Here is a 26,108-nt window from a genome sequence, read left to right on the forward strand (position 1 = left end):
AGTGAGCCTGCTCGCGATGACGGTGGTACATCCAATACGAATTTCGGACAGGCAAAAAGAAACCCGGTACACCGCAAGGCGCACCGGGTTTTTTGTTGCCGGCCAACGGCGGATGTCGTGGATCCGCCGTCAACCTTGAACTCCGTATCAGGCGCGTTCCAGCGCCAGCGCTACACCCTGGCCGCCGCCAATGCACAAGGTCGCCAGACCTTTTTTCGCATCGCGCTTGAGCATTTCGTGCAGCAATGTCACCAGCACGCGGCAACCCGATGCGCCGATCGGGTGACCAAGAGCGATGGCGCCGCCGTTGACGTTGACCTTGTCCAGGTCCCATTGCAGGTCCTTGGCGACGGCCAGCGATTGCGCGGCGAACGCTTCGTTGGCTTCGATCAGGTCGAGCTGGTCGATGCTCCAGCCGGCCTTGTCGAGGCAGCGGCGGGTGGCAGATACCGGGCCGATGCCCATGATCGCCGGATCGACGCCCGCGTTGGCGTAGGCAGCGATTCTGGCCAGAACCGGCAGGCCCAGGGCTTTGGCTTTCTCGCCACTCATCAGAATCACGGCGGCGGCACCGTCGTTCAGCGATGAAGCGTTGCCAGCGGTGACGCTGCCGTCCTTTTTGAACGCCGGGCGCAGCTTCGCCAGGGATTCGGCGCTGGTGTCGCCGCGTGGCTGCTCGTCGATCTTGAAGGCGACCGGATCGCCCTTGCGCTGGGGAATCAGGATCGGGGTGATTTCATCGACGAAGCGCCCGGCTTCAATGGCGGCGGCAGCTTTCTGCTGGGAAGCGGCTGCGAAGGCGTCCTGCTGTTCGCGGGTGATCTGGTATTTATCGACCAGATTTTCTGCGGTGATGCCCATGTGGTAATCGTTGAACGCATCCCACAGTCCGTCGCTGATCATGGTGTCGACGATTTGCGCGTGACCCATGCGCAGACCGGTGCGGGCGCCCGGCATGATGTAGTTGGACAGGCTCATGTTTTCCTGGCCGCCGGCAATGATCACCTCGGCGTCGCCACAGCGGATTGCCTGCGCACCCAGATGCAGAGCCTTGAGGCCGGAACCGCAGACCTTGTTCAGGGTCATCGCCGGTACCGCGTGGGGCAGGCCGGCCTTGATCGCGGCCTGACGCGCCGGGTTCTGTCCGGCGCCGGCGGTCAACACCTGGCCCATGATCACTTCATCGACCTGCGCACCGTCCAGGCCGGTCTGCTCGAGCAACTGGCGGATCACCGCCGCGCCCAGATCGACCGCGGATACGTTGGCCAGGGAGCCCTGAAAACTGCCGATCGCGGTACGCGTGGCGGCAACAATGACGACGTCTTGCATTTTCGAATTCCTCACTCGGCAGCGAACTGCATTTCCGGTACGTGATCCGGGACGATCAGTTTACCAGCGGTTTTGGCAACGATTTCTTCAACGCTGACGCCAGGTGCGCGTTCCTTGAGGACAAAAGCGCCATTTTCGATTTCCAGATAGGCGAGGTCGGTCAGCACGCGCTTGATGCAGCCGGCGCCGGTCAGCGGCAGGCTGCATTTGGCGAGCAGCTTGGATTCACCGTCCTTGGACGCGTGGGTCATGATGACAATGATGTTGTCGGCACCGGCCACCAGGTCCATGGCGCCGCCCATGCCCTTGACCAGTTTGCCGGGGATCATCCACGAGGCAATATTGCCTTCGACGTCGACTTCGAACGCGCCGAGCACGGTCAGGTCGACATGGCCGCCGCGGATCATCGCAAAGGATTCGGCGGAGTTGAAAATCGATGCACCGATCCGCGCGGTCACCGTTTGTTTGCCGGCGTTGATCATGTCGGCATCGATGGTTTCTTCGGTCGGAAAAGGTCCCATGCCGAGCAGGCCGTTTTCCGATTGCAGCATGACTTCCATGCCTTCGGGGATGTAGTTGGCGACCAGGGTCGGAATGCCGATACCGAGGTTGACGTAGTAGCCGTCCTGCATTTCGCGGGCGACGCGCTGAGCCATTTGTTCGCGGGTAAGTGCCATGTTGTTGTTCTCCGTAGGCCTGAATTATTTGCGGATGGTGCGTTGTTCGATGCGTTTTTCGAACGTGCCGCAAATGACCCGGTCGACGTAGATGCCCGGGGTGTGGATCTGCGTCGGGTCGAGTTCGCCGGGTTCGACGATTTCTTCGACTTCGACCACGGTGATCTTGCCGGCGGTGGCCGCCAGCGGGTTGAAGTTCTGCGCGGTGTGGCGGTAAACGACGTTGCCGAAATGGTCGGCCTTCCAGCCTTTGACGATGGCGAAGTCGCCAGTGATGGATTCTTCCATCAGGTACTTGCGACCTTTGAATTCACGCACTTCCTTGCCCTCGGCGACTGGGGTGCCGACGCCGGTGGCGGTGAAGAATGCCGGAATGCCGGCGCCGCCCGCGCGCATCTTCTCGGCGAGGGTGCCTTGCGGGGTGAGGATGACTTCGATGTCGCCCTTGAGCAGTTGCTCTTCGAACAGTTTGTTTTCGCCGACGTACGAGGCGATGACTTTGCTGATCTGGCGGTCGGTGAGCAGCACGCCAAGGCCGAATCCGTCGACGCCGCAGTTGTTGGAGACGACAGTGAGGTCGCGGGTGCCCTTGCGCTTGATCTCGGCGATCAGGTTTTCCGGAATGCCGCACAGACCGAAGCCACCGGCGATGACGGTCATGCCGTCTTCCAGTCCGGCCATCGCTTCCTCGTAGGAACTCACACGCTTGTCGAAACCTGCCATAGGCACCTCTTTTATTATTTGCGGGCGGCTGGCTAGCCGAATGACTGGAGTGTCTCTCCGTGGAATATATTTGTTAAGTTGATTTTTACGGTTGATTGATTGATAAACATCAATAATCAATGTTTCGGCGATCTCCTGCAGAGGGCATCACATCACGGCTTGCAGCTTGCAGCTTGCAGCTCGCCGCTCGCAACTGGAGCAAAGCGACCATGACCATCAAACAGATTCGTGCCTTTCTCGCCGTGGCCCATAGCCTGAGTTTCGCCGTTGCATGCGAGCGCCTGCACCTGTCCCAGTCGGCGTTGAGCCTGACCATCAAGGCGCTGGAGGAGGGCCTGGGCGGGCGGCTGTTCAGCCGCAATACCCGGAATGTCGCGCTGACCCCGGAGGGCGAATCCCTGCTGCCGCTGGCGCGCCGGTTGATCGCCGACTGGGACAACGCTGAAGACGAGATGCGTCAGCGTTTCAGCCTGCAACGCGGGCGCGTGACGCTGGCGGCGATGCCGTCGTTTGCCGGCAATCTGCTGCCGCCGATTCTCAAGAGCTTTCGCGCCCGCTATCCGAACGTCAACGTCACGGTCAACGACGTGATCAACGAGCAAGTGCTGGAAATGGTCCGCGACCGGCAGGTGGAACTCGGCGTGGCGTTCGCGCCGATGCAGAGCACGTCGATGACGTTCACGCCTCTGTATGTCGATCGCTTTGTCGCCGTGGTGCCAGCGGATTCAGCGCTGGCCGGCCGCGCCGACATCGATTGGCAGACCTTGCTGGAGCAACCGTTCATCACCCTGCAACGGCCGTCGACGGTACGGGTGATGCTCGAAGAGCATTTGCACGCGCGCGGGATGAAGTTGCCAGTGGAGTTCGAGAGCCATCAATTGGCGACGGTCGGCCGCATGGTCGCCAGCGGGCTCGGGGTCAGTGCGGTGCCGGCGTTGTGTGCGGGGCAAATGCGCGAGCTGGGTGCACATTGCCTGACCTTGAACGATTCGGTCGAGCGGGCAATCGGTGTGCTGACCGAGCCGGGCAATGAACTGTCGGCGGCGGCGCAGGCGTTGTTCGAGATTCTCAAGGCTGAAGATCTGCAGCGCCAGTTCGATCTCCCCCTCAGCCCGGAAGCGCGGGAATAGAGCGTCGAACACTGATTCAGTGTGGGAGCGAGCCTGCTCGCGAAAAACGATAACGCGGTCTAGACCTTGGCCACCCGCCACAGATACCAGGCGGCCACTGTCCGATACGGGCTCCACGTCCGGCCGATCTCGATCATCTGTTTGCGCGTCGGTTGCACGTCCAGCCCCTTCAAACGCCGGTAACCCTCACGCACACCGAAGTCATCAGCCGGCAGGATGTCCATGCGTTCCAGGCTGTAGATCAGCAGCATCTCCACGGTCCAGCGACCGACGCCGCGCAGGCTGGTCAGACGTTCGATCAGGGTTTCATCGTCCATGGCCTGCGCAGTCGGGTAATCCGGCACCACGCCGTCCAGCGTCGCCTGGGCAATCCCCTGGATCGTCGCGATCTTGCTGGCTGAAAATCCGCAAGCGCGCAGTCGCTCGACCTCAGTCGCCAGAATCTGTTCCGGACGCGGAAATGCCTGTCCGGGAAACAACCCCACCAGACGTCCGAGAATCGCATCGCCAGCCTTGGCGTGCAGTTGCTGATAGGCAATCGCGCGCACCAGCGACTCATACGGATCGCGCGCCGGGTGCGGCTGATGCAGGCAGGGGCCGACGGCGCGGATATGGCGCTGCCAGTCAGCGTCTATTACGGCCAGAAAGGCGCTGGCCGCGTCGTACACGTCAGTCATGCGGCCGTGAGTCGAGCGTAATCATCGAAATCCCTTCTCGCTGGATGAGTTGCATGTTTCAGAAAGCCAATTGTTGAGTCATTTGCAGCGCAGCGTTCTCCAACCGCAGCAGAAACGCCTTGCGCGGTTGCCCGCCACCATAACCGGTCAGCGAACCGTCTGCGCCGATCACTCGGTGGCAGGGCACTACGATCGATAGCCGATTGTGCCCGTTGGCCAGACCCACCGCACGACTGGCGCCGGGTTTGCCCAGTCCCGCGGCGATGGCGCCGTAGGTGCTGGTGTGGCCGTAGGGGATTTGCAGCAGCGCCGCCCACACCTCGCGGGCAAAAGCGCTGCCGGGCAGGTGCAGCGGCACGCTGAACTGAGTGAGTCTGCCGGCAAAGTACTCCGCCAGTTGCACCTCGATCTGCTGTAAGTGCGCGTTGTGTCCCGGCGCGACGGCGTAGCCATAACGGTTCTGCAGCGCTTCGACTTCACGGGTCAGTGCCGGGCGATCAAGGAACTCCAACAGCACCAGCCCACGGCGCTCGGCCATGGCGATCATTGGCCCCAGCGGCGTGGTCAGGCGGGTGAACAGCAGCGGCTCACTGTTGGCGGCGCGGCCCGGGGTAATGTGGAAGGATTTCTGAAAAGCGTCGCGAAAACCGCTGAGCGACTCGTAGCCGGAGTCGAACGCGGCGTGATCGATCGACGCGCCTTGCCTGATTCCTCCCAGGGCCATGCCGAGGCGACGGGTGCGCAGCCAGGCATGGAAAGTCATGCCGAAATGCTGTTTGAACCAGCGCCGCAGCTTCAATGGTTCGATGCCTTCAGCGAGCAATTGTGCATCGCTCCAGCGCCGTTCGGGATCGGCGTCTACCGCGTTGAGCAGGCGCTGCACCCAGTCCGGGGCGATCGCCGCGGCGTCCAGCGGTTTGCAGCGCAGGCAGGCGCGGTAACCGGCGCACAGGCATTCGTCGGCATGGGCGAAAAATTCGACGTTCTCCGGTTTCGGCTTGCGCGCCGTGCAACTGGGGCGGCAGAAGATCCCGGTGGTTTTCACCGCCGTGAAGAACACGCCTTCATAGGCAGTGTCGCGTTCGAGCATGGCGCGAACCATTTCGGCGTGGGGTGGCAGGACAGCGGCTGGTATGTTCATGGGCTGAGAGTAAATCCGCTTTGTCGATGGCTCCACCGAAAAATCGACAGTGAATTTTTTCGCTGGTGCAGCACAATGAGCGGGTCGCCGCTTTCAAGGAAGCTCACCCATGCATCCGTTTTCCATTCAGCGCATCGATCATGTCGTCCTGCGCGTAGCCGACCTGCAACGCAGCATCGATTTCTACGGCAAAGTGTTCGGCGCCGAAGTGGTCAGGCATAACCAGCCGCTGGGGCTGGTGCATTTGCGGGCCGGCACCTCGATGATCGATCTGGTCGACCTGGCGGGCGAACTCGGGCGCAAGGGCGGCGGCGCGGCGCAGGCGCAGAAACGCAATGTCGACCACTTTTGCCTGCGCATCGAGCCGTTCGATGAAGCGGCGCTTGTCGCTCATCTGGAATCGTTTGGTTTGATGGTGGAGCAAGCCGCCAGACGTTTCGGCGCCGAGGGCTACGGCCTGTCGCTGTACTGTTTCGACCCGGACGGCAATCAGGTCGAACTAAAAGGCCCGTCCGAAGGCGCTCAGCCAGACGTTTCCTGAAGCAACAGTTCGGTCACTTGCGCCAGCGCCAGTTGGCCGTTTTGCGGTTGCTCAGAGGCCAGGTTGAACAGCGCCAGTTGCCGATCGGCGCTGTTGCCGCTGTCAATGATCGCCCGCGCACGTTCGAACAACTGCGCCGCGCCCAACGCCTGCGCGGTCTCGGCAAAACGCTGCTCGGCAAGTTCAAGCCACTGCGCGATCGAACAGTCGCCGTCGATGCCCTCGACCAGAAAGCGCGCATGAGTGCCCTGGCGTTTGGCGCGCCAGCGGTTCTCTTCCAGCATCGAGCGCGCGGTCTGGTCATACAGCAGACCGGGGCGCCGCTGTGCACTGGCATGAGCCACCAATACGCGAAAAAACGCCGCGAGCGTCAGCGCATCATCGACCCGAGGGCAGGCGTCAGTCATGCGCAGCTCGAGCGTCGGAAAGCGCGCCGCCGGGCGCACACCCCACCAACACTCGCTCGGCTCAGTGATCGCGCCGATGCGCGTGAGAAACGCCAGGTGATCGTCGTAATGGCGCTGATCGGCAAACAGCGGCGGGATACCCATGCGTGGCCACTCGTCACACGCTGTCTGCCGGTAACTCATGAAGCCGCTGGCGGCGCCATCCCAGATTGGCGACGAACAGCTCAGCGCCAGCAGGAGGGGCGTCCACGGCAGCACTTCGTTCATCACCGCAATACGATCCCGCGGCTCGATCACTTCGACGTGCACATGCAGGCCTGACAGCACGCTGCGCCGCGCGACATGGCCGTAGCGTTGGAACAGATATTGGAAATGTTCCTCGTCGGTCGGCACCTGCTCGCGCCAGTCGGCCAGCGGATGGCTGCCGGCGCTGAGCAGGGCCAGGCCAAACGGTTCGAGGGCTGCCCCCAGGGCCTGACGGCTGCCGCGGAGAAAATCGCCGGCGTGCAGAAAGTCGCTGAACACCGGCGAGGCCACCTCGATCTGCCCTTGAAACATCTCTGTGGCAAACCACACGCCCAGCGCCGCCCGGCATGCCTCGATCGCCTGGGGTGGCGGGCTGCCGACCATGCTCAAGGTCTGCCGATCAGTGAGGAAATACTCTTCCTCGATACCGAATCGCGGATGGCTCATGGCGGTGCTCGAGTGAGTGTTTCTCTTCAGAACCCCCCGCAGCAATGGTGGTTCAAGCGAGGCGACCAGTGCCGCGAATGCACCGTTGGTCTTGTCCATTGCACTTGGGCGGCGAGGGCGTTTCCAAACAAGTCCGATCAACGTTTTCTGGAGGCAGACATGAGCAACCCATCCAGCAACGACAAGGCTCTCAATGAGACCGGCAATCCCAACGACGACGGCTTCGCCATCGGCACGGCCGGGCGTGATGAAGATCCCAACGCCACCACCGACTGGGACGTCAGCCGTGACAGCGAAGATGTCATGACAGCGGACGATACTCGTGGTTTGCCCGGTTACCCTGGCGCCGAACACAGTAACCCGTCAAAACGCGTTCCCGACACCAGTGTGCCAGCCAACGGTGATCCATCCGTGCAGAACGACAGCGGCGCTGACTGAGGCGGTCGAGGATGGCAGGATAATGGCGTCGGTCGAACTTTTTCGATCCGGCGCCACTCTGAACGTGTCATAGGGTCGAGGTTCGGCAGAAAAAAACGCTTCGGCAGTCAGAAAAAGCTGCGTGGCGTGATAAATTCCCACTCCACGCCGTGCCCACCCAGAATGGCCCCTGCCGGGTCCCACCAAGAGCGATCTACATGCAAGCAAAGGCCCGTGAGGTTTATGTGCCACCGGTGCTGCAAGATCTGCGGGCCGGTACAGCCGAACTGCACATCGCACTGGAAAAACGCCTTCCTTTTTTCTCCGACTCCCTCGATAACCGCGCTTTCGAACGCTTGATGGCGGCCTATTACGGTTTCTATCAGCCGCTGGAACGGGCGTTGCTGGCCAGCGGGGCGGTGCCGGACGATTTCAATCTGACGCCTCGTCTGAAGGCCGACACCTTGCACGCCGACCTGCGCGCGCTGGGCGCGAGCGCCAATGACTTGCCGCTGTGCGAGGACTTGCCGGTGATCGACTCCAGCGCTGCCAGCCTTGGCGTTCTGTACGTGCTCGAAGGCGCCACCCTTGGCGGGCAGATCCTGCGCCGGGAAATCGCCGCGCGGCTGAATCTGGATGCCGACAACGGCGCTGCGTTCCTGGATGTCTATGGCGCTGCCACCGGGCGGCGCTGGCGCGAGTTCATCGAATACCTGAGCAACCGGCCCATGGATGCCAGCGAACGCGCGGCCGTGGTCAGCGCAGCACAAACCACATTCAGCTGTTTCGAGCAGTGGCTCGAGCGCCAGGAGGTACTGGCATGAACCTGCAAGACCAACAAGCCTTTGAAGAACTGCTGGCCAACTGTGCCGACGAGCCGATCCGCTTTCCCGGCGCGATTCAGCCCCATGGTTTGCTGCTGACCCTGAGCGAGCCGGCGCTGCAGATCATTCAGGTCAGCGCCAACGTCGAAACCCTGCTGGCCCGCGCGCCGGAATCGTTGATCGGCCAGCCGCTGCACAGCCTGATCGGCGCCGAACACACCGCGCAAGTGCAGGAAACCTTGCAGCAGGCGACGTTCTCCGAGGCGCCGCCGCTGCGTTTCGAGCTCAACGGCACCTCGTTCGAAGGTTTGCTGCATCGCCATCAGGGTGTGCTGATTCTTGAGCTTGAGATCCACGTCAAGAATTTCCAGCCGCGCAACGTTGCCGGGGTCAACACCCATCTGGGTCGCATGCTCCAGCGCCTGCAAGCGGCGACCACGCTGCAGGCCTTGTACGACATCAGCGTCAAGGAAATCCAGGCGATGACCGGTTACGACCGGGTGCTGATCTACCGCTTCGAGGAGGAGGGCCACGGCCAGGTCATCGCCGAGGCGTCCGACCCGTCGATGGAAGTGTTCAATGGTCTGTTCTTCCCGGCGTCGGACATCCCCGAGCAGGCGCGCGAGCTGTATCGCACCAACTGGCTGCGGATCATCCCCAACGCCGATTACCAGCCGGTGCCGCTGGTGCCGAAGTTGCGCCCCGACACGCAAACGCCGCTGGACCTGAGTTTCGCCACCCTGCGCAGCGTCTCGCCGATCCACTGCCAGTACATGAAGAACATGGGCGTGCTGTCGTCGATGAGCATTTCGCTGCTCAAGGGCGACAAGCTCTGGGGCCTGATCAGTTGCGGCAATCGCCAGCCGCTGCACGTGCCGCATGAGTTGCGCATGGCTTGCCAGACCATCGGTCAGGTCCTGTCGTTGCAGATCAGTGCGATGGAAACCCTGGAACTGACTCGCCAGCGCGAGGAGAAGGTCGAAGCGCTGGCGCGGCTCAACCAGGCGATGATCGATTCGCCGCAAAACGTGTTCGACGGCCTCGCCCAGCAGCCGGCGACGCTGATGGCGCTGGTCAATGCCGGCGGCATCGCGATCATCGAAGACAAGCAATTGCACCGTTACGGCAACTGCCCGGCGCCGGAAGAAATTCGCGCCCTGCACAAATGGCTGCAGGAGCGCGGCGAGCCGGTGTTCGCCAGTCATCATCTGTCCAGTGTTTATCCGCCGGCGGCGCAGTATCAGTCGGTGGCCAGCGGTGTGCTCGCCATGAGCCTGCCCAAACCGGTGGACAATGGCGTGCTGTGGTTCCGTCCGGAAGTGAAGGAAAACATCAACTGGAGCGGCGACCCGCGCAAACCGCTGGACCTGGAAAACTCCGACGCCGGCCTGCGCCTGCGTCCGCGCACCTCGTTCGAGATCTGGAAAGTCGAGATGGCCGGGATCTCCACCAAGTGGAGCCACGGTGATCGGTTTGCTGCCAATGATCTGCGTCGCTCGGCGCTGGAAAACGATCTGGCCCGCCAGGTACGGCGCGAGCAGGAGGCCGTGCGGGCGCGGGACGAACTGGTAGCGGTGGTCTCCCACGATCTGCGCAACCCGATGACTGTGATCTCCATGCTGTGCGGCATGATGCAGAAAGCCTTCAGCTCTGAGGGGGCGCACACCTCGCGGCGCATTTCCACGGCGATCGATACCATGCAACAGGCCACGGCACGCATGAACACGCTGCTCGAAGACCTGCTCGACACCTCGAAAATCGACGCCGGGCGCTATTCCATTACCCCGCAGGCGCTGGACGTCGGGCTTATCTTCGAAGAAGCGCAATCGCTGCTGTCGCCGCTGGCCCATGACAAGGACATCAGCATTTCCTTCCAGGCCGATCCTGACCTGCGCATCCACGCCGACCCTGAACGGCTGTTTCAGGTGCTGTCCAACCTGGTCGGCAACGCAATCAAATTCACCCCGCGCATGGGCACCGTTGGTGTGCACGCCAAGTCGGTGGGCGATGAGATTGTGTTCATCGTGCGTGACAGCGGCGAAGGCATTCCCAAGGAACATTTGCCGCATGTGTTTGATCGCTACTGGACAGTGAAGGAAGGCAATCCGACCGGTACCGGCCTTGGTTTGTACATCACCCAAGGCATCGTCGAAGCCCACGGCGGACAGATCGTCGCCGAGAGCGAGCCGGGGCAGGGTAGCGAGTTCCGTTTCACCGTGCCGCGCCTGGCCTGATCGCCCTGTAGGAGTGAGCCTGCTCGCGATGGCGTCCGTCCCGTCAGCGCTGTTCTGACTGATCCACCGTTATCGCGAGCAGGCTCACTCCTACAGGTCTTGCGGTGGGCTCTGCAATTTGATTTCACACAAAACCCTGTGGGAGCGAGTCTGCTCGCGAAGCCGTCAGCCCAGCCAACACTGGGCTGACTGAACCACCGCTCCTACAGAAGATTCGTATCCTCAGGGTCATTTTCTTCAATACCGCAAACCCCGTGCTCGCTACCGTAGCCACCTCGTTCCTCGATTTGAAGCAGGTGTGCAATGAGTCTGATTCTTTCCATGGCGGCGTTTGCCCTGGCCGCTTCCATCACCCCCGGGCCTGTCAATATCGTCGCCTTGAGCTCTGGCGCGCAGTACGGCTTTCGTGCCAGCCAGCGACATGTTGCAGGGGCGACGCTGGGGTTTGTGCTGTTGCTGGTGCTGATGGGTCTGGGACTGCATGAAGTCCTGCAGTTGTGGCCGTTCATGACTCGCGTGGTGCAGTGGGCCGGGGTGGCGTTTCTGCTGTTCATGGCCTGGAAACTCGCCAGCGATGACGGCCAGTTGCACGCCAGCGAGTCCGGCCGCGCGCCGTCGATGCTCTATGGCGCGGTGATGCAATGGCTTAATCCCAAGGCCTGGCTTGCTTGCGTGGCCGGGATGGGCGCCTTTGTCGCCGACGGCGAGGCGCGGCTGGTCTGGCAATTTGCGGCGGTGTATCTGGTGATCTGCTATCTGTCGGTGGGGTGCTGGGTGTATGCCGGGACGTTCTTGCGTGGCTATCTGAGCAACGCGGCGGGGATGCGCTGGTTCAATCGGCTGATGGCGTTGTTGCTGGCGTTGAGCGCGGTTTATCTCCTGATCACCTGATTTCCTGACCGCATTCCCCGTGTAGGAGCTGACGAGTGCAACGAGGCTGCGATCTTTTGATCTTGCTTTTAAGGATCAGGATCAAAAGATCGCAGCCTCGTTGCACTCGTCAGCTCCTACAGGGGATTTGTGTGTTAGCAGAGATTGGGTTCAGCCGCGATACTGGCCCGGCGTTGCCGCCAGATGCTGTTTGAACGCTCGCTGAAAATGCGCCTGATCGGCAAATCCGGCCTGGAGCGCGACATCGGCAATCAACTGGCCGCGGCGCAAGCGTTCGCGAGCGAACTGGATGCGCTGATTGACCAAAAAGGCATGGGGCGTCATTCCGTAACGCTGCTTGAACGCGCGAATCAGGTACGACGGCGACAACTGCGCCGCCGCGCAAATCGCCTCGAGGCTGAGCACTTCGGTGCAATGTGCACGAATGAAATCAGCGGCGCGTTCCAGCTTGAAGTTCGGCTCACGTACAGGCTGATCAGCCGGATTCAGGCGCAGTTGCAAATCACCGAAAAACTCCACCGCCGCGCTGTGTTTCGCCAGCGCCTCCAACTGTTCGTCGATCAACACCTCATACAACCCCATCAACCTGCCGAACAGCTCGGCATCAGCCAGGTGCGTGTCCGAAAAACGCCGGAATTCCAGCTCCGCCGCAAACCCCAACTGGTGCTGCAAATCCGTCAGCCACGGCGTTTCGACATACAACATCACATAAGACCACGGCTGATCGTCGATCGGATTACAGGCATGCACATCGCCGGGATTCATCAGCACCACGGTGCCGGCCGCCACCGCAAACTGCGCTTGCTCATGCACATAGGTGCTGCGCCCGGCGGTGATCGCGCCGATGGAAAAGTGCGCGTGGGAATGCCGCGCATAACAGACCTCGCGACCATCAGCGATGGCTCGCGCCTCAATGAAAGGCAGGGCGTCGTCGCGCCAGAAACGCGGGGCTTTCTCGGGGTTCTTCGCAGCAGCGTGTTTCATCGTGATCGTCCCGGCAGGTCAGCGCTTGAGTGTATTAGCTCTGGCCGGCGAATGCCCGTCGCGATTTGCGCGTTGTGCGGATCTTGCGACATCTGCAGCAATCCCCCTCGGCAGGTCGAAAGCAATGATGCAAGCTGCAATAGGCTGCATGGCGTAACACTGCGGTTCTTCGAAGCCTATCTGGATTGTGTTTATCAAAGTGCGAAGGAGCTAAACCATGAAGACATTCACTGGCGGCTGCCTGTGCGGCGCTGTGCGTTTTCAGGTCACGGGCGAGCCTTATCGCGTCGGGCTGTGCCATTGCCTTGACTGTCGCAAGGTGCACGGCGCGTTGTTTCATGCCTCGGCGATTTTTCCTCAAGACGCGGTGACGATTACCGGCGCAACCCATGACTACCAAGGGCGGCACTTTTGCCCGCGCTGTGGCTCGTCGGTGTTCAATCGCAGTGGTGATGAGGTCGAGGTCAACCTCGGCGCGCTGGATGCGCCGGATCAGTTAAAGCCGACCTATGAGAGCTGGATTGTGCGGCGTGAATCATGGCTGCCGGATTTTCCGTTGGCCAAGCATTACCGTGGTGATCGTGAAGGCAAGGGGCGCGGAGAGGGGTAGAGGACTTATCCCCATCTCGCGCACACCGACGATCCCTGTAGGAGTGAGCCTGCTCGCGATAGCGGTATGCCAGTCACTCTTGTATTGACTGATCCACCGCTATCGCGAGCAGGCTCACTCCTACAGGGGATCGCGTACGTTCGTGATATTACCCGCGGATAAACGCCAGCAAATCCGCATTGATGGTCTCAGCCTGCGTCGTCGGCATGCCATGCGGAAAACCCGGATACGACTTCAGTGTGCCGTTGGGCAGCAGTTTCGCCGACAACGGTCCGGAGTTGGCATAAGGCACGATCTGGTCGTCCTCGCCATGCATCACCAGAACCGGCACCGTGACTTTTTTCAGATCCTCGGTGAAGTCGGTTTGCGAAAAGGCGACGATGCCGTCGTAGTGCGCCTTGGCGCCGCCGATCATGCCTTGCCGCCACCAGTTGGCGATGATCCCTTCCGACGGCTCGGCGCCGGGGCGGTTATAGCCATAAAAAGGCCCGCTCGGCACATCGCGATAAAACTGCGCGCGATTCGCCGCCAACTGTGCCTGAAAGCCGTCGAACACCGATTTCGGCAAGCCACCCGGGTTGCTTTCGGTCTGCACCATCAATGGTGGCACCGCGCTGATCAACACCGCTTTGCTGACCTTGTCCTGACCATGCCGGGCGATGTAATGGATGACCTCGCCGCCCCCGGTGGAATGGCCGACGTGGACAACGTTGCTCGTACCCAGATGATTGACCACCGCCAGCACATCGTCGGCGTAGTGGTCCATGTCGTGGCCGTCCCAGACCTGACTTGAGCGCCCGTGTCCACGCCGATCATGGGCAATCACCCGAAAGCCCTGCGCGAGAAAAAACAGCATCTGCGCGTCCCAGTCGTCCGAGCTGAGCGGCCAGCCATGGTGGAAGTGGATCACCGGGGCGTCGCGCGGGCCCCAGTCCTTGTAGAAGATGTCGACGCCGTCTCGAGTGGTGACAAAGCCCATATTCGTTACTCCTGACCTGTGATGGACAACCGCGAGGCTCGCGGACCGGTTGCGCAGAGATACGACGACTCAGTGCGAGCCGTTATCAACTGTAGGAGCAACGCCACGGTCTGCATGACCGCTGGTCACAACGTCTGGCTTCAAGCGTAATTTAGGCTTTGCTGAAAGGGATAAGCGCGGGCGTGCGTAGTTTCTGCCGCCACAGCGACGCCCCTGCGCAACACCGTAAGCCTGAGGAAATCACCCGATGCTGACCCTGAATATCAATGGTAAGGATCAGGAACTCGATGTCCCCGCCGACATGCCGCTGCTCTGGGTTCTGCGCGATGTCGCGCACCTGACCGGCACCAAGTTCGGCTGTGGCATGGCCCAGTGCGGCGCATGCACCGTGCACGTTGACGGCGCGCCATTACGCTCCTGTATCACCCCGGCGACTGCCGTCGCCCACGGGCAGAAAATCCTCACCATCGAAGGCTTGTCCACCGATGGTTCGCACCCGGTGCAGCAGGCCTGGGCGGAACTCGACGTGGTCCAGTGCGGTTACTGCCAGTCCGGGCAGATCATGTCCGCCGCCGCGTTGCTGGCGAAAATTCCCAACCCCACCGACAGCGATATCGATCAGGCGCTCTCCGGCAATATCTGCCGCTGCGGCACCTATCCGCGCATTCGCGCAGCGGTCAAACGCGCCGCCGAAATCGGCTGATTCATTCTGTGGGAGATAGACGATGAACAGTCCGGTATCGCGTCGGGGGTTTCTCAAGGGCAGTGCCGTGTTGGGTGGCGGCCTGATGGTGGCGTTTGTGGTGCCCGGGGCCAACCGCTTTGCCCGGGCGGCAGAAAATGAAAACAAGACGTTCGCACCCAACGCGTTTTTGCGCATCGCGGCGGACAACAGTGTCACTGTCCTGCTCGGTCATTCGGAAATGGGCCAGGGCATCTGGACCGGCCTGACCATGCTGATTGCCGAGGAACTGGACGCCGATTGGTCGAAAATCCGCGTCGAGCACTCGCCAGCCTCGGCGGCGGATTACGGTTTGCCGGCGTTTGGCGGCATGCAGATCACCGGTGGCTCAACCTCGACCTGGATGGAATTCGACCGTTACCGACTGGCCGGGGCGACGGCGCGGCAGATGCTGGTGGAAGCGGCGGCGAAACGCTTCGACGTCGCGCCTTCGACGATTCGCACTGAGTCCGGCGTGGTGATCGCCGGGGACCAGCGCGCGACCTACGGCGAACTGGCCGATGTCGCCGGGCAACTGCCGGTGCCGGATCCGAAAACCATCACCTTCAAGGAGGCCAAGGACTGGAAAGTCATCGGTAAACCGACCAAGCGGCTCGACACCCCGGAGAAAATCACCGGCCGCGCCAAGTTCGGCATGGATGTGCAGTTCGAGGGCCTGATGACCGCGATGGTCGCCCGCGCGCCGGTGTTCGGCGCCACGGTCAAATCCTTCGAAGGCGCCGCAGCGCTGGCGATTCCCGGTGTGCACAAGGTGCTGCAGGTGCCCAGCGGGGTGGCGGTGGTGGCCGAGCATTTCTGGGCGGCGAAGCTGGGGCGCGATGCGCTGAAGGTCAATTGGGATTTGGGCCCGCTGGCCGACATGAGCAGCGAAAAACTGCTGGAAAGCTTCCGCAAACTGGCGGCGACCCCGGGCACTTCCGCCACGCAGGCGGGGGACGCCAAGGCCAATTTCGCCAAGGCAGCGAAGAAAATCGAGGTCGAGTACAGCGTGCCGTATCTGGCCCACGCGCCGATGGAACCGCTCAATTGCACGGTGAAGATCAGCGCCGGCAAATGCGAAATCTGGACCGGCACGCAGTTCCAGACCCTCGACCAGATGGTCGCCAGCAAGATCACCGGGCTCAAGCCTGAGCAGGTCGAGATTCACACGGAATTCCTCGGCGGTGGCTTCGGTCGCCGCGCCAATCCGACCTCGGACTTCGTCGCCGAAGCCGTGCAAGTCGCGAAAGCGGCAGGCCTGCCGGTGAAAACCGTGTGGGCGCGCGAGGATGACATTCGCGGCGGCTATTACCGCTCGATGTACTTGCACAAGGCTCAGGTCGGGCTGGGTGCCGATGGCCTGCCGCTGAGCTGGCAGCATGTGCTGGTCGGGCAATCGATCATGACCGGAACGATGCTCGAGGCGGCAATGGTCAAGAATGGCATCGATGCGACCTCGGTCGAGGGTGTGGCTGACAGTCCGTACATCAAGGATCTGCCTCATCACCAGGTCGACCTGCATTCGCCGCAGACCGGCATCAACGTGCTGTGGCTGCGTTCGGTGGGCCACACCCACACGGGGTTCGTCATGGAATCGCTGATCGATGAACTGGCCACGGCGGCAGGCAAGGATCCGGTGGAGTACCGGCGAACGCTGCTCAAGGCGCATCCGCGGCATCTCGGCGTGCTCAACCTGGCGGTGGAGAAGGCCAACTGGGGCGCGGCGCTACCCGCCGGGCATGCCCTCGGCGTGGCGGTGCACGAGTCGTTCGGCAGCTACGTGGCGCAGGTTGCCGAGGTGTCGCAGGACAATCTGGCGATCCGCGTGCATCGGGTGGTGTGTGCGGTGGACTGCGGCATTGCGGTAAACCCGCAGAGCATCACTGCGCAGATGGAATCGTGCATCACCTTCGGCCTCGGCATGGCCCTGCACAGCAAGCTCACCGTGAAGGACGGCGGCGTCGTGCAGTCCAACTACCACGATTATCAGGTGTTGCGGCTCAACGAAATGCCGGTGGTCGAAGTGCACATCGTCCCCAGCAGCGAAAAACCCGGTGGCATCGGCGAGCCCGGCGTGCCACCGACCGCGCCGGCGGTGGCCAACGCGGTGTTTGCCCTGACCGGGCAACGTCTGCGCGAACTGCCACTGCAACTGTCGGGGGTGTGAGATGAAACGACATCTGGTATTGGGCACCGTCGTTTTGCTGGGCTTTGGTGGCTATGCCTCGGACCTGTTTGCCGAGGATCAGCAGGCATTGAAAGCGTTCGGCACGGTGCGGAAAGTCTTCCAGAGCCCGCGCTGCCAGAACTGTCACATTCCCGGCGATTCGCCGTTGCAGTTCGACGCCGGTATCCCTCACGCGATGAATGTGGTGCGCGGCATGGACGGCAAGGGCGCCGCCGGTTTGCCTTGCGCCACCTGCCATGCCGAAAGCAATCCGCCGGCCAGTTACGGCCCCCATGCGCCGCCAGGCGCGCCGCACTGGAGCCTGCCACCGGCGGCACACAAAATGGCCTGGATTGGCCTGCCCTCGGACAAGCTCTGCGCGATGATCAAGGACCGCGCGAGCAACGGCGATCGCGATTTCGCCGCCCTGTTAAAACACGTCAGCGAAGACAAACTGGTGCTCTGGGGCTGGAATCCCGGAGCAGGGCGCGCACCGGTGCCGGTGCCGCACGATATTTTCGTCGAGCAATTCAAGCTCTGGGCCGATGCCGGCGGACCGTGTCCGGTGGCGGGCGGCTGACGCTGAGCGGTGTCGCCCGGTACAGGGGTACGCAACCTGCGAGTTTAGTCCCGCAATCATCCGTTCGCACCTGTCATATCTGACAGGTGCGAACGCCCGGATTTTGCGGTTTCATGGCTTCCGCATTCCCCCAGTCCCGGAGCCTGCCCATGAACACCCTCGTGACGACAGACGAAACGCAATCGCAACCCGTCGAACCGCTGGCGCTGAGGCCACCGGTTTTTTCCAGCATCCGGACGCCCGTCGAGGGCTACGACGGGGGCTTCGGTGTAGGAGCGGTCGAAGGCGGCTTGCGTTTTGCGATCAATCCTTGGGGCGTCATGACGGCGGGGGATGAAGTCAGGGTTTACTGGGGCAATCCGACTGATGAGGTGTGGAGCCACACGCTGTTGACCGGCGAGGAGAACAAGCCGTTGCACGGCCGCATTCCCAGCGGTCATGTGGTACGGGGTGACGTTTACCCGTTGTTTTATTCGATCAAGCGGCTTCATCAGGACTGGGAAGATTCCACCCCGAAACTGAAGGTGCTGGTCAAGCTCGACCGTCCCGGCGGGTTTGATGATGACTACAACGAGGACGGTCATTCACACCTGCTGTACTCCATTCCGCAAGCCATCATCGACCATGGTATCGGCCCGGTCGAAGCGGATGCGGGGGTGAATGTCACCATCCTGCCGTATCCTTTCATGCAGATGAATGACTCCATCCACCTTATCTATGGCTCCAAGCGCCTTATCGAGCGCGTCACGCGCGAGCACCTTGAAGACCCGATCAATCATCCACTGATCGTACACATTGACAAGGCGAGCATTGGAGAAGTCGGCGATGGCACGCGGATCAGCGTGCACTATCAGGTGGTCGACGAGGTTGGCAACTATCCTGACGAGCGCTCACCCTGGTCGGCTACCACCTATTTGCTGGTTGATCTCAAACAGAACCGGCTAGGCGCGCCCATCGTGCTGGAGGCTGACCCGGTGACGGGTGAAATCAAGCTGGAAACATTGGGAGAAAAGGATGTCACCGTGCTGGTCAACACTTCGGAAGACCATTTCAGGACTGGGGATATAGTCGTGATGACCTGGACGGGGACCCCGTCCGAAGGATCGCAGGTGGTCCACGGGCCGATCGAATTGCCCGTCGTTCGCGTCGGCCTGCAAGTTGTCTTTCTGATTCCCAACGCCAAGGTCAAGGCCATCGCCATGGGGTCGGCATTGGTGGCGTATACCTTGAAACGTGATGGCGTCCCTGACCGCCCCTCGAAAAACGCGAGTGCCAGTGTCAAGGGCGAGATCAGCAGTTTGCAGGCTCCACAAGTGGTTGAGGCTTCCGGCGGCCACCTGCCCGCGGACGCGCCACGCGCTTCGGTGTCGGTGCCGTATTACCAGGCGCGCCGCCCGGGCGATCTGATCACGGTGCACTGGGAGGGCAAACGTCTCGGCGGCGGCGATACGTATTACCCGATCCGCATCATCGTCGCTGACGAACCGGAAGGCACAGCTATCGTACGCGAGGTGCCGGCGAAGGAAATCCTGCTACTGGACGGTGGTACGGTGAAAGTCCGCTACACCGTTGCCAATGACGATGTGATGCTCAACAGCGTGCGTAACTCGCTGCCGCTGAACCTCACTGTTGGGGATGCCCTGCCCGATCTGCAAAAACCGGATGTGGCTCAGGCGGACGACGAGGACATCCTGCTGCCGGAAGACGCGCCCAATGGCGCTGACGTGACCGCACCATTTGTCGATACGATGAAGGACGACATCGTCGGTCTGCGGTGGGTCGGCTCCACCAGCGGACCCCACCCCAAATATGAAATTCCACTGAGCACGCACAGTGCCGGTTACCCCGTGCCGTTTCACGTGCACCTCGCGCACATCGAGGCCAATCGCAATGGCAAGGTGGACGTGAGCTACTACGTCATTTTTGCCTCGGGTCAGCCGACGCGCTACTCGCAGACCCGCACCCTGAGCATCGGCGAGCCGAAACCGCAATGGGACGCGCCCACCGTGCTGGAAGCCCTCGGCGGACAACTCGACCCCAATGCCCATCAAGGCGGGTTCACTGTAAGGGTCGACACCACCGCGATGCACGACGGCGATGGCATCGATCTGATCATTGAAGGGCGTGCAGGGGAGGGATCAGTTCGGCCGGAGCGGCGATATGTCACGGGAGCAACGCCCATCGACTTTCCGATTGCTGCCTTGATTACCGCCGCAAATCTCGAGAGAGAAGTGAGTATTTGTTATGACGTGGTACGCGGCAGCGGGCCGACGCCTTCCAAAATCTTGCCGTTACGCATCGGCTCATTGCAGAACTTGCCGATGCCGCAACTGGAAGCTATCGATGGCGACTCGTTCAATCCTGCATCCATTCGCGACACCACCCGTGTGATGTGCAACCAATGGCCGTTTCAGTTGTATGGCGCGCTTGTGTGGGTGAGTTACATCGAACAGCTTAGCGATGGGACAACGCGGCAGTACATACCATCTGCGGGCACGCCGAACAATCAGGTCGATGGACTGGCCATGGCGGCCGAAGTGCAGTGGTTGCGGGAGTGCCAGGAAGGTTCAACCCTGAGAGTCGAGCTGAGAGTCGGACTGTTCAAGGCTGCCACGCTAGCGGACGCTGTGAATTGTCCGGTGCGGGTATATGCGGTGAAAAATTTGTTTGATGATTTGACGACGTTTACTCGATCAGAACGAAATGGCTGGTGCGACACAGATCCAAAATACTATCTAAGTAAAATTACTGAAGGAGGTGGTGATTATTATCTGGAATATATTGAATCTCCCGTTATAACTATTTTAAAGAAATTCGTTGGGCTCGCGGTTGGTCAATGCTTTGAACTAAGCTTTGACTATTTTATAAATGGTCAATCCAATATAAGAATAACGAGGTCCGAGTATCCCGATCTGAAAACTGTAGTTTCTCCAACGGGTGGTTGGGAGAGTTTTAAGCTCGAATATGTAAATAGCACGGCGAGCCCAAGCATTAACATATATATAGGGGGTGGACACCCGAAACTTGATAATATCCGTATGAGACAGCTTTCATGACGATTTACATCTATTACCAAAGCTCCATTGCACCCAGCCAACAACCTGTTTCGGGCAGTTAGTGGCGTTGAGGGTGAGCCATCGCGCATTTAGCGCTACTCTAAAGGCGATTGATGCCAATGGAGCATGTGATGCTGGTACCCGGAAAACCTGCCAATGAAGCTGCACGGATCGACGCGCTGCACGGCCTCAACCTCGACGCGGCGCCTGAAGAGCGTTTCGATCGCCTGACGCGTCTGGCCAAGCGCTTGTTCAATGTGCCGATTGCTCTGGTCACGCTGATCGACAAGGATCGCCAGTGGTTCAAGTCCTGTGTGGGGCTGGATGTCAGCGAGACGTCGCGCGATGTCTCGTTCTGCGGCCATGCGATTTTGCAGAACGAACTGATGCTGGTGCCCGATGCGCGGGAAGATCTGCGTTTTCATGACAATCCGCTGGTCACCGGCGCGCCGAATATTCGCTTTTACGCCGGTTATCCGCTGACCGTGCCGGACGGCAACAAGTTGGGCACGTTGTGCCTGATCGATACCAAACCCCGCAACCTCGACGACGAGGAGCGCGCCTTGTTGCGCGACCTCGCGGAGATGGCCGAGCAAGAGCTGACGGCGGTGCAAATGGCGAGCATGGATGAGTTGACGTTGCTGTCCAATCGCCGCGGTTTCAAGCAACTGGCCCAGCATGCGCTGGATGCCTGTGTGCGTCTGAACCGGCCGGCGACGCTGCTGTTTTTCGACCTTAATGACTTCAAGCAGATCAATGACCTGTATGGCCATGCCGAAGGCGACAGCGCGCTGAAAACCTTCGCCGATGTGTTGCGCATTGCCTTTCGCGAAAGCGATGTGGTCGGGCGCCTGGGTGGCGATGAGTTCGTCGCGTTGCTGACCGGATCGAGTCACGTCGAAACCACGCGCATCATGGCGCGGCTCAAGGAAATCCTCGAAGAGCGCAACGCCACGCTGCACCGCGGTTATGCGATTCGCTTCAGCGTCGGCCAGATCGAATACGATCCCGCGCGACACGAAACCGTGGACCGGCTGCTGGCCGATGCGGATGGCGCGATGTATGCGCACAAGCAGGCGTTGAAAGGCTGTTAGCGCGGGCGCAATTCATCTGTCGGAGGGAGCCTGCTCGCGATAGCGGTGTGCCAGGCAGCGTGTGCAGTCACAGACAGAACGCTATCGCGAGCGGCCTCACTCCTACAGGATTTGCCGGTGTTGAGTTCCCGCAATGCGCGCCAGGACTCAGCGTTTCGGTGGGCTCAGCTTCTGATAAAACCCCAGCCATTTCTCGTGGCAGGCTTCAGCATCCTTGAGATCAGGTGCAACGAGCGCCTCTTGCAAGGCTTTCGCTTCATAAGCTTCGAACAGGTGACGTACTGCCGTCCTGGCGATGGCGTCGACCTTGTTCGACGAAAACGTATCGGGCACTGCGGTGCGTGGTTGTTCCTCCAGCGGTGCGCCTTGGATATCGAGGCGGGTGAGAAATGCTTTGCAGGTGGCGTTTGCGCGGGGCAGGGTACCGTGCCGGTAGGCTTCGGCATCGAGGGCCAGCGATTTCGCCGCTTCTTTTGCCAGCGATGGCTTGAGAAGGGTGATATCGATATCACGGCGCAACACCACTTCATCCCTGCAGGTGAAGATCTCGAATACCCTGGCTGGCCGGCCATGCAGCAGCGCCAGCACGCCGAACGCTGCGGTTTTGGCGACATCAGGCTTGTCCGTGGCTGCCGATACCGGCCGCACGGCAAGCAATTCCAGCTCATGGTCCTCGACGTCGACTCGTTGCGCGAACGGTAAACGACAGAACGCCTCCTTCAGAAACGCGATATGCGCATCCTTCATTTGCTTCAAGCGCGCAGTCAGTGCCGCATGGAAGAAGCTGGCTACGTTGTGCAGCCTGGGCAACGACGCAATCATGGGCGCCAATTGCAGCTGCTTATTGCTCGATTGCCATCCCTGCATGTCGCCTGTCAGCTTGCCGGCGATATGCAGATCGCTCAGGGAGTAATGCGTTACCGATGTTTCAGCGTTCAAAGCGGGGACGAACAGCACCTTCGCGGTCAGGTGTGGGTTATCAGCGAAGGCCTTGCGCAGATCCGTCAGGGCAATAGTGGCGGGCGTAGGCGGTGACGACAGGAAGGCCCGGCGATAAAAACCCGATAGCAGACGATTGTGATTGCGAAAGACCACATCGGCCTGCTTCAGCGTTGCGCTGTCATAAACGGTCACTGCGCATTCCTCATCACGCTGGATCGCACCTCTTGCGACCGCCCAGTCGACAAGGACCGAGGCACAGGAGTCCTCGCGCAGAAACGTGTAGAAGTCCGCCGGTGCCGGGCCTTTCGTCAGTTGGCTCAGTTGCTCGTAGGTCATCAAGCGTGCCACGCCCGGCAGCCGGCTTTCGATATACAGCACGACTTGCTTGAACCTTACCCATTCAAGACAACTCATGTAAGAAAGTGACCCCGGAATGTCACGTATCAGAAACTCCGGTGCTATCCCGGACAGTAACAGGTGGGTCGCCAGTGTCTTGTTCTTGACCCCGACGAGTTGGGGCTGGCGATCGATGAACCGGCGCACTTCCTCATAACTGTCGCCCCAGAAATCATGGCCTTCCAGACGCTGGGCGACGATTCGGTTCAAGTCCTCGCCGGCGCTCGGCTCCAGGCTGAGAATCAATGCTGCGAGCAACAGACGGTCGCGGTTGGTGGCCAGAAGGCGTTTCTTGTGCGCCGCTGCCCCCAGGCTCTTTACTAATTGATTGCCCAGCGTCCGGGCGCGTGGCGTGATCAGGATGCAACCGATCAAGTAGTCGGCTTTTGCCTTGAGCGTATTGAGCGGCAGATCGGTGTCGATTCCCTCACTGAGGTAATCGATCAACGGCGGCGAGCCCTCGGGCAAATACGATTGCGTGGTGTCGATGATGCTTTGACGTTGTTGCGCGGTGAACCGCTCCGTTTGAGTCCAGGGCTGACCTAACAGGTACCAGTGGTTCATAAGCCCGGGACTCATGTGCAGATTGACTCTGTACCATTTCGCCAGGGCGAGGGCTTGCTCGACAGTTTTCGGCAAAGGGAGATCGTAGAAGCGCAGCATCTGCCCGAGCGTGACGTTGCCGTCCGAGCGCAAGACCCCGCCAGCTTTGCTTGCCTTGGCTTTAAGCTGGTCGCGATAGAGTTTCAGATCCGAGTGCTTTTCCACCTGTGCGGTCAGCGTTACCCAGCCTTGCGGGCTGGCCGTGCCGACGTGACCGGATTCGCTCAAGAGCAGTGGACTGTCGATGGGCAGGCCTTGCTGCCGCAGGATGGCCTGAAAATCAGGGTTGGCACTCAAGACCTGCAATCCACGCTGGCCGAGCGCAATCCACTCTGCCAGCGCAGAGTCCGGATGGGGCTCGCTGAATTCCTCGTAATCGATTCGGGCCGTGGGTGCCTTGTTCCAGCTCAGCGCTATCAGGCGCCGAACGATATGCCTGCCGTCTTCGAGATCGGCAAAGCTTTCGCGATAGCTGCGAATGGGGTCGCCGGTCTGCACATAATCACTGACATAGGGCAACGCGGGCCATGTGTGCCGGCGCAAATCCTGCGCCAGTGAGCGGGCGTCGGCCGCATTCTCCGGAACTGGCATGCCATAGCGCGTCAACAGCTCGCCGATTTTGAGCGCCGCACCGGCGGAGGTAGAGGAAGCGGAGGAGGACTTGAGCGATACCAGCGCATCGGCAAGACCTCGTTGCTCGAACGGATCGCTGTCGGTTACCACCTCATCGATTTTCTTCGCGATGCGCTGGAAATCCTCCAGTTGCCCGTTGCGTTCGCTGACAACCGCTGAGGTGGTAAGGCCTTGCTCATCCATTGCGGGCAAGCCACGGGTCTTCAACTCGGCGACGATCACTTTTGCCTGCGCCTGGTTCTGCGGTTCCGGATAGCCGTAAAACGCCAGGACCACTTCACGAGGGAATCGGTAGAGCGGGTTGGCAGACTTGCCACCTATGTAAGGCAGACCCAGGCCTGACGAATCGATGCGCTGTGAGATCGACAGCAGCAATGGCGCCATTTGCCACCAGCCGGAATCATCGTCCAGGGTGAATGTACGCACGCGGGTGGCGCCGTTCGATTGCGTGCTCGCCTGCAGTGTGTCGCCCTTCAGACGCAGCGTATCCAGATCGATGTGGAAACGGCTGGCCCAGTCGAGAAATTCCGGGCGTTCGAGGGCTGTCCAGTACAGCTCCATCCATTCGCGCAGCAGGCAGCCGCGGGGGACTTCGAGGGTGCGCGACGGGGTCTCGGGCGTGACCACCGGGACTTCGGTCAACTCGGCAATAAGGTTCTGGATCAGCGTCTGTACATGTACCGGTGTGTCGTTCATCTGCGCCTCCCAGGCGGTTGATAAGCATCAAGCGACGAGTATTGAAGGAGGGGCGCGGTGGCTGGCGGTAGATATGTAGTGCGATGAGTTTTTCCGCGGGCATAAAAAAACCCGCCGGATGCGGCGGGTTTTTCCTGACTACATGAAGATCACTCTTCGATGTTGCCCATGGCGGTGGTGTTGAAACCGCCGTCGACGTACATGATTTCACCGCTGATGCCCGACGCCAGGTCGGAGCACAGGAAGGCGCCGGCGTTGCCGACTTCTTCGATGGTGACGTTGCGGCGCAGCGGAGTCTGCGCTTCGTTGGCGGCCAGCATCTTGCGGAAGTTCTTGATGCCGGAAGCGGCCAGGGTGCGGATCGGGCCAGCCGACACGCAGTTGACGCGGGTGCCGTCCGGGCCCAGGGAACCGGCCAGGTAACGGACGCCGGCTTCCAGCGAAGCCTTGGCCATGCCCATCACGTTGTAGTTCGGCATGGTGCGCTCGGCGCCCAGGTACGACAGGGTCAGCAGGCTGCCGTTGCGGCCTTTCATCATTTCGCGACCGGCCTTGGCCAGCGCCACGAAGCTGTAGGCGCTGATGTCGTGAGCGATGCGGAAACCTTCACGGGTGGTGGCTTCGGTGAAGTCGCCGTCCAGTTGGTCGCCCGGTGCGAAGCCGACGGAATGCACGATGCAGTCCAGGCCGTCCCACTTCTTGCTCAGTTCTTCGAAGACCTTGGCGATTTCTTCATCGCTGGCCACGTCGCACGGGAAGCACAGCTCAGGGCTCGAACCCCAGCCTTGTGCGAATTCTTCGACGCGACCCTTGAGTTTGTCGTTCTGATAAGTGAAGGCAAGCTCAGCGCCCTCGCGATGCATGGCGGCAGCGATGCCGGATGCGATGGACAGCTTGCTGGCGACACCGACGATCAGTACGCGCTTACCGGCGAGAAAACCCATGTGTTGCTCCTCTTTCAGG

At 60.9% G+C, this 26,108-nt stretch carries 22 protein-coding genes; 12 read left to right on the forward strand and 10 right to left on the reverse strand.

Annotated features, from left to right (window positions below; all coding sequences use genetic code 11):
• Window positions 1-147: 147 nt before the first annotated feature.
• The 3 genes from LIS66_RS10540 to LIS66_RS10550 are packed head-to-tail and all read right to left on the reverse strand — an operon-like array spanning window position 148 to window position 2,729.
• Window positions 148-1,329 (reverse strand): acetyl-CoA C-acetyltransferase, encoded by a 1,182-nt coding sequence (locus LIS66_RS10540; protein WP_042609529.1) that lies wholly within the window; start codon window positions 1,327-1,329, stop codon window positions 148-150.
• Between the two features lie 11 nt (window positions 1,330-1,340).
• Window positions 1,341-2,006, reverse strand: a complete 666-nt coding sequence (locus LIS66_RS10545; RefSeq protein ID WP_039762320.1) for a CoA transferase subunit B — start codon at window positions 2,004-2,006, stop codon at window positions 1,341-1,343.
• A gap of 24 nt (window positions 2,007-2,030) precedes the next feature.
• Window positions 2,031-2,729, reverse strand: a complete 699-nt coding sequence (locus LIS66_RS10550) for a CoA transferase subunit A (RefSeq protein WP_042609530.1) — start codon at window positions 2,727-2,729, stop codon at window positions 2,031-2,033.
• A 209-nt stretch (window positions 2,730-2,938) separates the two neighbouring features.
• On the opposite strand from LIS66_RS10550, the gene LIS66_RS10555 reads away from it, so the two are divergent.
• Window positions 2,939-3,859: a LysR family transcriptional regulator gene (locus LIS66_RS10555; protein ID WP_083353107.1), complete on the forward strand. Its 921-nt coding sequence runs from the start codon at window positions 2,939-2,941 to the stop codon at window positions 3,857-3,859.
• Between the two features lie 59 nt (window positions 3,860-3,918).
• Here LIS66_RS10555 and LIS66_RS10560 read toward each other — a convergent pair whose 3' ends face one another.
• Both LIS66_RS10560 and LIS66_RS10565 read right to left on the reverse strand, forming a co-directional pair.
• Entirely contained in the window at window positions 3,919-4,536 is a 618-nt protein-coding gene (locus LIS66_RS10560) for a DNA-3-methyladenine glycosylase family protein (protein ID WP_227974203.1), read from the reverse strand.
• Window positions 4,537-4,594: 58 nt separating this feature from the next.
• On the reverse strand, window positions 4,595-5,677 hold the full coding sequence (locus LIS66_RS10565) for a bifunctional transcriptional activator/DNA repair enzyme AdaA (RefSeq protein ID WP_042609533.1): 1,083 nt from the start codon (window positions 5,675-5,677) through the stop codon (window positions 4,595-4,597).
• Between the two features lie 109 nt (window positions 5,678-5,786).
• Between LIS66_RS10565 and LIS66_RS10570 the strand changes: the two genes are divergently transcribed.
• The gene (locus tag LIS66_RS10570; protein ID WP_042609534.1) at window positions 5,787-6,218 is read left to right on the forward strand and encodes a VOC family protein; all 432 of its coding nucleotides are present in this window, start codon (window positions 5,787-5,789) and stop codon (window positions 6,216-6,218) included.
• On the opposite strand, the gene LIS66_RS10575 is transcribed toward LIS66_RS10570, so the two are convergent.
• Complete coding sequence (locus LIS66_RS10575; RefSeq protein ID WP_227974204.1) at window positions 6,200-7,318, reverse strand: carboxylate-amine ligase; 1,119 nt, start codon at window positions 7,316-7,318, stop codon at window positions 6,200-6,202. The genes LIS66_RS10570 and LIS66_RS10575 overlap by 19 nt on opposite strands.
• Before the next feature lie 159 nt (window positions 7,319-7,477).
• Between LIS66_RS10575 and LIS66_RS10580 the strand changes: the two genes are divergently transcribed.
• From LIS66_RS10580 to LIS66_RS10595, 4 genes are all read left to right on the forward strand, one after another.
• The gene (locus LIS66_RS10580; RefSeq protein ID WP_042609535.1) at window positions 7,478-7,756 is read left to right on the forward strand and encodes a hypothetical protein; all 279 of its coding nucleotides are present in this window, start codon (window positions 7,478-7,480) and stop codon (window positions 7,754-7,756) included.
• A 197-nt stretch (window positions 7,757-7,953) separates the two neighbouring features.
• Window positions 7,954-8,559: a biliverdin-producing heme oxygenase gene (locus tag LIS66_RS10585; RefSeq protein ID WP_042609536.1), complete on the forward strand. Its 606-nt coding sequence runs from the start codon at window positions 7,954-7,956 to the stop codon at window positions 8,557-8,559.
• The gene (locus tag LIS66_RS10590; protein WP_227974205.1) at window positions 8,556-10,793 is read left to right on the forward strand and encodes an ATP-binding protein; all 2,238 of its coding nucleotides are present in this window, start codon (window positions 8,556-8,558) and stop codon (window positions 10,791-10,793) included. Before LIS66_RS10585 ends, LIS66_RS10590 begins: the two co-directional genes overlap by 4 nt.
• A gap of 303 nt (window positions 10,794-11,096) precedes the next feature.
• Window positions 11,097-11,684, forward strand: a complete 588-nt coding sequence (locus LIS66_RS10595; protein ID WP_064362016.1) for a LysE family translocator — start codon at window positions 11,097-11,099, stop codon at window positions 11,682-11,684.
• Window positions 11,685-11,834: 150 nt separating this feature from the next.
• Here the strand turns inward: LIS66_RS10595 and LIS66_RS10600 are convergent, their stop codons facing one another.
• Complete coding sequence (locus LIS66_RS10600) at window positions 11,835-12,668, reverse strand: helix-turn-helix transcriptional regulator (protein ID WP_227974206.1); 834 nt, start codon at window positions 12,666-12,668, stop codon at window positions 11,835-11,837.
• 217 nt (window positions 12,669-12,885) lie between these two features.
• Here LIS66_RS10600 and LIS66_RS10605 point away from each other — a divergent pair, with 217 nt between their 5' ends.
• Window positions 12,886-13,278 carry a GFA family protein gene (locus LIS66_RS10605; protein ID WP_227974207.1) on the forward strand — a complete coding sequence of 131 codons (393 nt, stop codon included), beginning with the start codon at window positions 12,886-12,888 and terminating at the stop codon, window positions 13,276-13,278.
• 148 nt (window positions 13,279-13,426) lie between these two features.
• Here the strand turns inward: LIS66_RS10605 and LIS66_RS10610 are convergent, their stop codons facing one another.
• Window positions 13,427-14,257: an alpha/beta fold hydrolase gene (locus LIS66_RS10610; RefSeq protein WP_039763251.1), complete on the reverse strand. Its 831-nt coding sequence runs from the start codon at window positions 14,255-14,257 to the stop codon at window positions 13,427-13,429.
• A 247-nt stretch (window positions 14,258-14,504) separates the two neighbouring features.
• On the opposite strand from LIS66_RS10610, the gene LIS66_RS10615 reads away from it, so the two are divergent.
• From LIS66_RS10615 to LIS66_RS10635, 5 genes are all read left to right on the forward strand, one after another.
• Complete coding sequence (locus LIS66_RS10615) at window positions 14,505-14,960, forward strand: (2Fe-2S)-binding protein (RefSeq protein ID WP_042609542.1); 456 nt, start codon at window positions 14,505-14,507, stop codon at window positions 14,958-14,960.
• 22 nt (window positions 14,961-14,982) lie between these two features.
• A complete protein-coding gene (locus LIS66_RS10620) occupies window positions 14,983-17,145 on the forward strand; it encodes a xanthine dehydrogenase family protein molybdopterin-binding subunit (protein ID WP_227974208.1) in 2,163 nt (720 codons plus the stop codon).
• Between the two features lies 1 nt (window position 17,146).
• Complete coding sequence (locus tag LIS66_RS10625) at window positions 17,147-17,725, forward strand: hypothetical protein (RefSeq protein WP_227974209.1); 579 nt, start codon at window positions 17,147-17,149, stop codon at window positions 17,723-17,725.
• Between the two features lie 149 nt (window positions 17,726-17,874).
• A complete protein-coding gene (locus LIS66_RS10630) occupies window positions 17,875-20,781 on the forward strand; it encodes a hypothetical protein (protein ID WP_227974210.1) in 2,907 nt (968 codons plus the stop codon).
• A gap of 131 nt (window positions 20,782-20,912) precedes the next feature.
• Entirely contained in the window at window positions 20,913-21,875 is a 963-nt protein-coding gene (locus tag LIS66_RS10635; RefSeq protein WP_064362011.1) for a sensor domain-containing diguanylate cyclase, read from the forward strand.
• A gap of 147 nt (window positions 21,876-22,022) precedes the next feature.
• Here LIS66_RS10635 and LIS66_RS10640 read toward each other — a convergent pair whose 3' ends face one another.
• Together LIS66_RS10640 and fabI are read right to left on the reverse strand one after the other, a co-directional pair.
• The gene (locus LIS66_RS10640; RefSeq protein WP_227974211.1) at window positions 22,023-24,833 is read right to left on the reverse strand and encodes a hypothetical protein; all 2,811 of its coding nucleotides are present in this window, start codon (window positions 24,831-24,833) and stop codon (window positions 22,023-22,025) included.
• 461 nt (window positions 24,834-25,294) lie between these two features.
• Entirely contained in the window at window positions 25,295-26,089 is a 795-nt protein-coding gene (fabI, locus tag LIS66_RS10645; protein WP_003202751.1) for an enoyl-ACP reductase FabI, read from the reverse strand.
• Window positions 26,090-26,108: the final 19 nt, after the last annotated feature.

Source organism: Pseudomonas sp. HN2 (assembly GCF_020736465.1).
Taxonomy (GTDB): domain Bacteria; phylum Pseudomonadota; class Gammaproteobacteria; order Pseudomonadales; family Pseudomonadaceae; genus Aquipseudomonas; species Aquipseudomonas moraviensis_A.

Coding starts and splice junctions, on each gene's coding strand:
- LIS66_RS10630 (WP_227974210.1), top strand. CDS start 17,875: ATGAACACCCTCGTGACGACAGACGAAACGCAATCGCAACCCGTCGAA.
- LIS66_RS10615 (WP_042609542.1), top strand. CDS start 14,505: ATGCTGACCCTGAATATCAATGGTAAGGATCAGGAACTCGATGTCCCC.
- LIS66_RS10595 (WP_064362016.1), top strand. CDS start 11,097: ATGAGTCTGATTCTTTCCATGGCGGCGTTTGCCCTGGCCGCTTCCATC.
- LIS66_RS10640 (WP_227974211.1), bottom strand. CDS start 24,833: ATGGCGCCATTGCTGCTGTCGATCTCACAGCGCATCGATTCGTCAGGC.
- LIS66_RS10620 (WP_227974208.1), top strand. CDS start 14,983: ATGAACAGTCCGGTATCGCGTCGGGGGTTTCTCAAGGGCAGTGCCGTG.
- LIS66_RS10600 (WP_227974206.1), bottom strand. CDS start 12,668: ATGAAACACGCTGCTGCGAAGAACCCCGAGAAAGCCCCGCGTTTCTGG.
- LIS66_RS10575 (WP_227974204.1), bottom strand. CDS start 7,318: ATGAGCCATCCGCGATTCGGTATCGAGGAAGAGTATTTCCTCACTGAT.
- LIS66_RS10635 (WP_064362011.1), top strand. CDS start 20,913: ATGCTGGTACCCGGAAAACCTGCCAATGAAGCTGCACGGATCGACGCG.
- LIS66_RS10610 (WP_039763251.1), bottom strand. CDS start 14,257: ATGGGCTTTGTCACCACTCGAGACGGCGTCGACATCTTCTACAAGGAC.
- LIS66_RS10590 (WP_227974205.1), top strand. CDS start 8,556: ATGAACCTGCAAGACCAACAAGCCTTTGAAGAACTGCTGGCCAACTGT.
- LIS66_RS10570 (WP_042609534.1), top strand. CDS start 5,787: ATGCATCCGTTTTCCATTCAGCGCATCGATCATGTCGTCCTGCGCGTA.
- LIS66_RS10605 (WP_227974207.1), top strand. CDS start 12,886: ATGAAGACATTCACTGGCGGCTGCCTGTGCGGCGCTGTGCGTTTTCAG.
- LIS66_RS10560 (WP_227974203.1), bottom strand. CDS start 4,536: ATGACTGACGTGTACGACGCGGCCAGCGCCTTTCTGGCCGTAATAGAC.
- LIS66_RS10625 (WP_227974209.1), top strand. CDS start 17,147: ATGAAACGACATCTGGTATTGGGCACCGTCGTTTTGCTGGGCTTTGGT.
- LIS66_RS10545 (WP_039762320.1), bottom strand. CDS start 2,006: ATGGCACTTACCCGCGAACAAATGGCTCAGCGCGTCGCCCGCGAAATG.
- LIS66_RS10580 (WP_042609535.1), top strand. CDS start 7,478: ATGAGCAACCCATCCAGCAACGACAAGGCTCTCAATGAGACCGGCAAT.
- fabI (WP_003202751.1), bottom strand. CDS start 26,089: ATGGGTTTTCTCGCCGGTAAGCGCGTACTGATCGTCGGTGTCGCCAGC.
- LIS66_RS10585 (WP_042609536.1), top strand. CDS start 7,954: ATGCAAGCAAAGGCCCGTGAGGTTTATGTGCCACCGGTGCTGCAAGAT.
- LIS66_RS10550 (WP_042609530.1), bottom strand. CDS start 2,729: ATGGCAGGTTTCGACAAGCGTGTGAGTTCCTACGAGGAAGCGATGGCC.
- LIS66_RS10555 (WP_083353107.1), top strand. CDS start 2,939: ATGACCATCAAACAGATTCGTGCCTTTCTCGCCGTGGCCCATAGCCTG.
- LIS66_RS10540 (WP_042609529.1), bottom strand. CDS start 1,329: ATGCAAGACGTCGTCATTGTTGCCGCCACGCGTACCGCGATCGGCAGT.
- LIS66_RS10565 (WP_042609533.1), bottom strand. CDS start 5,677: ATGAACATACCAGCCGCTGTCCTGCCACCCCACGCCGAAATGGTTCGC.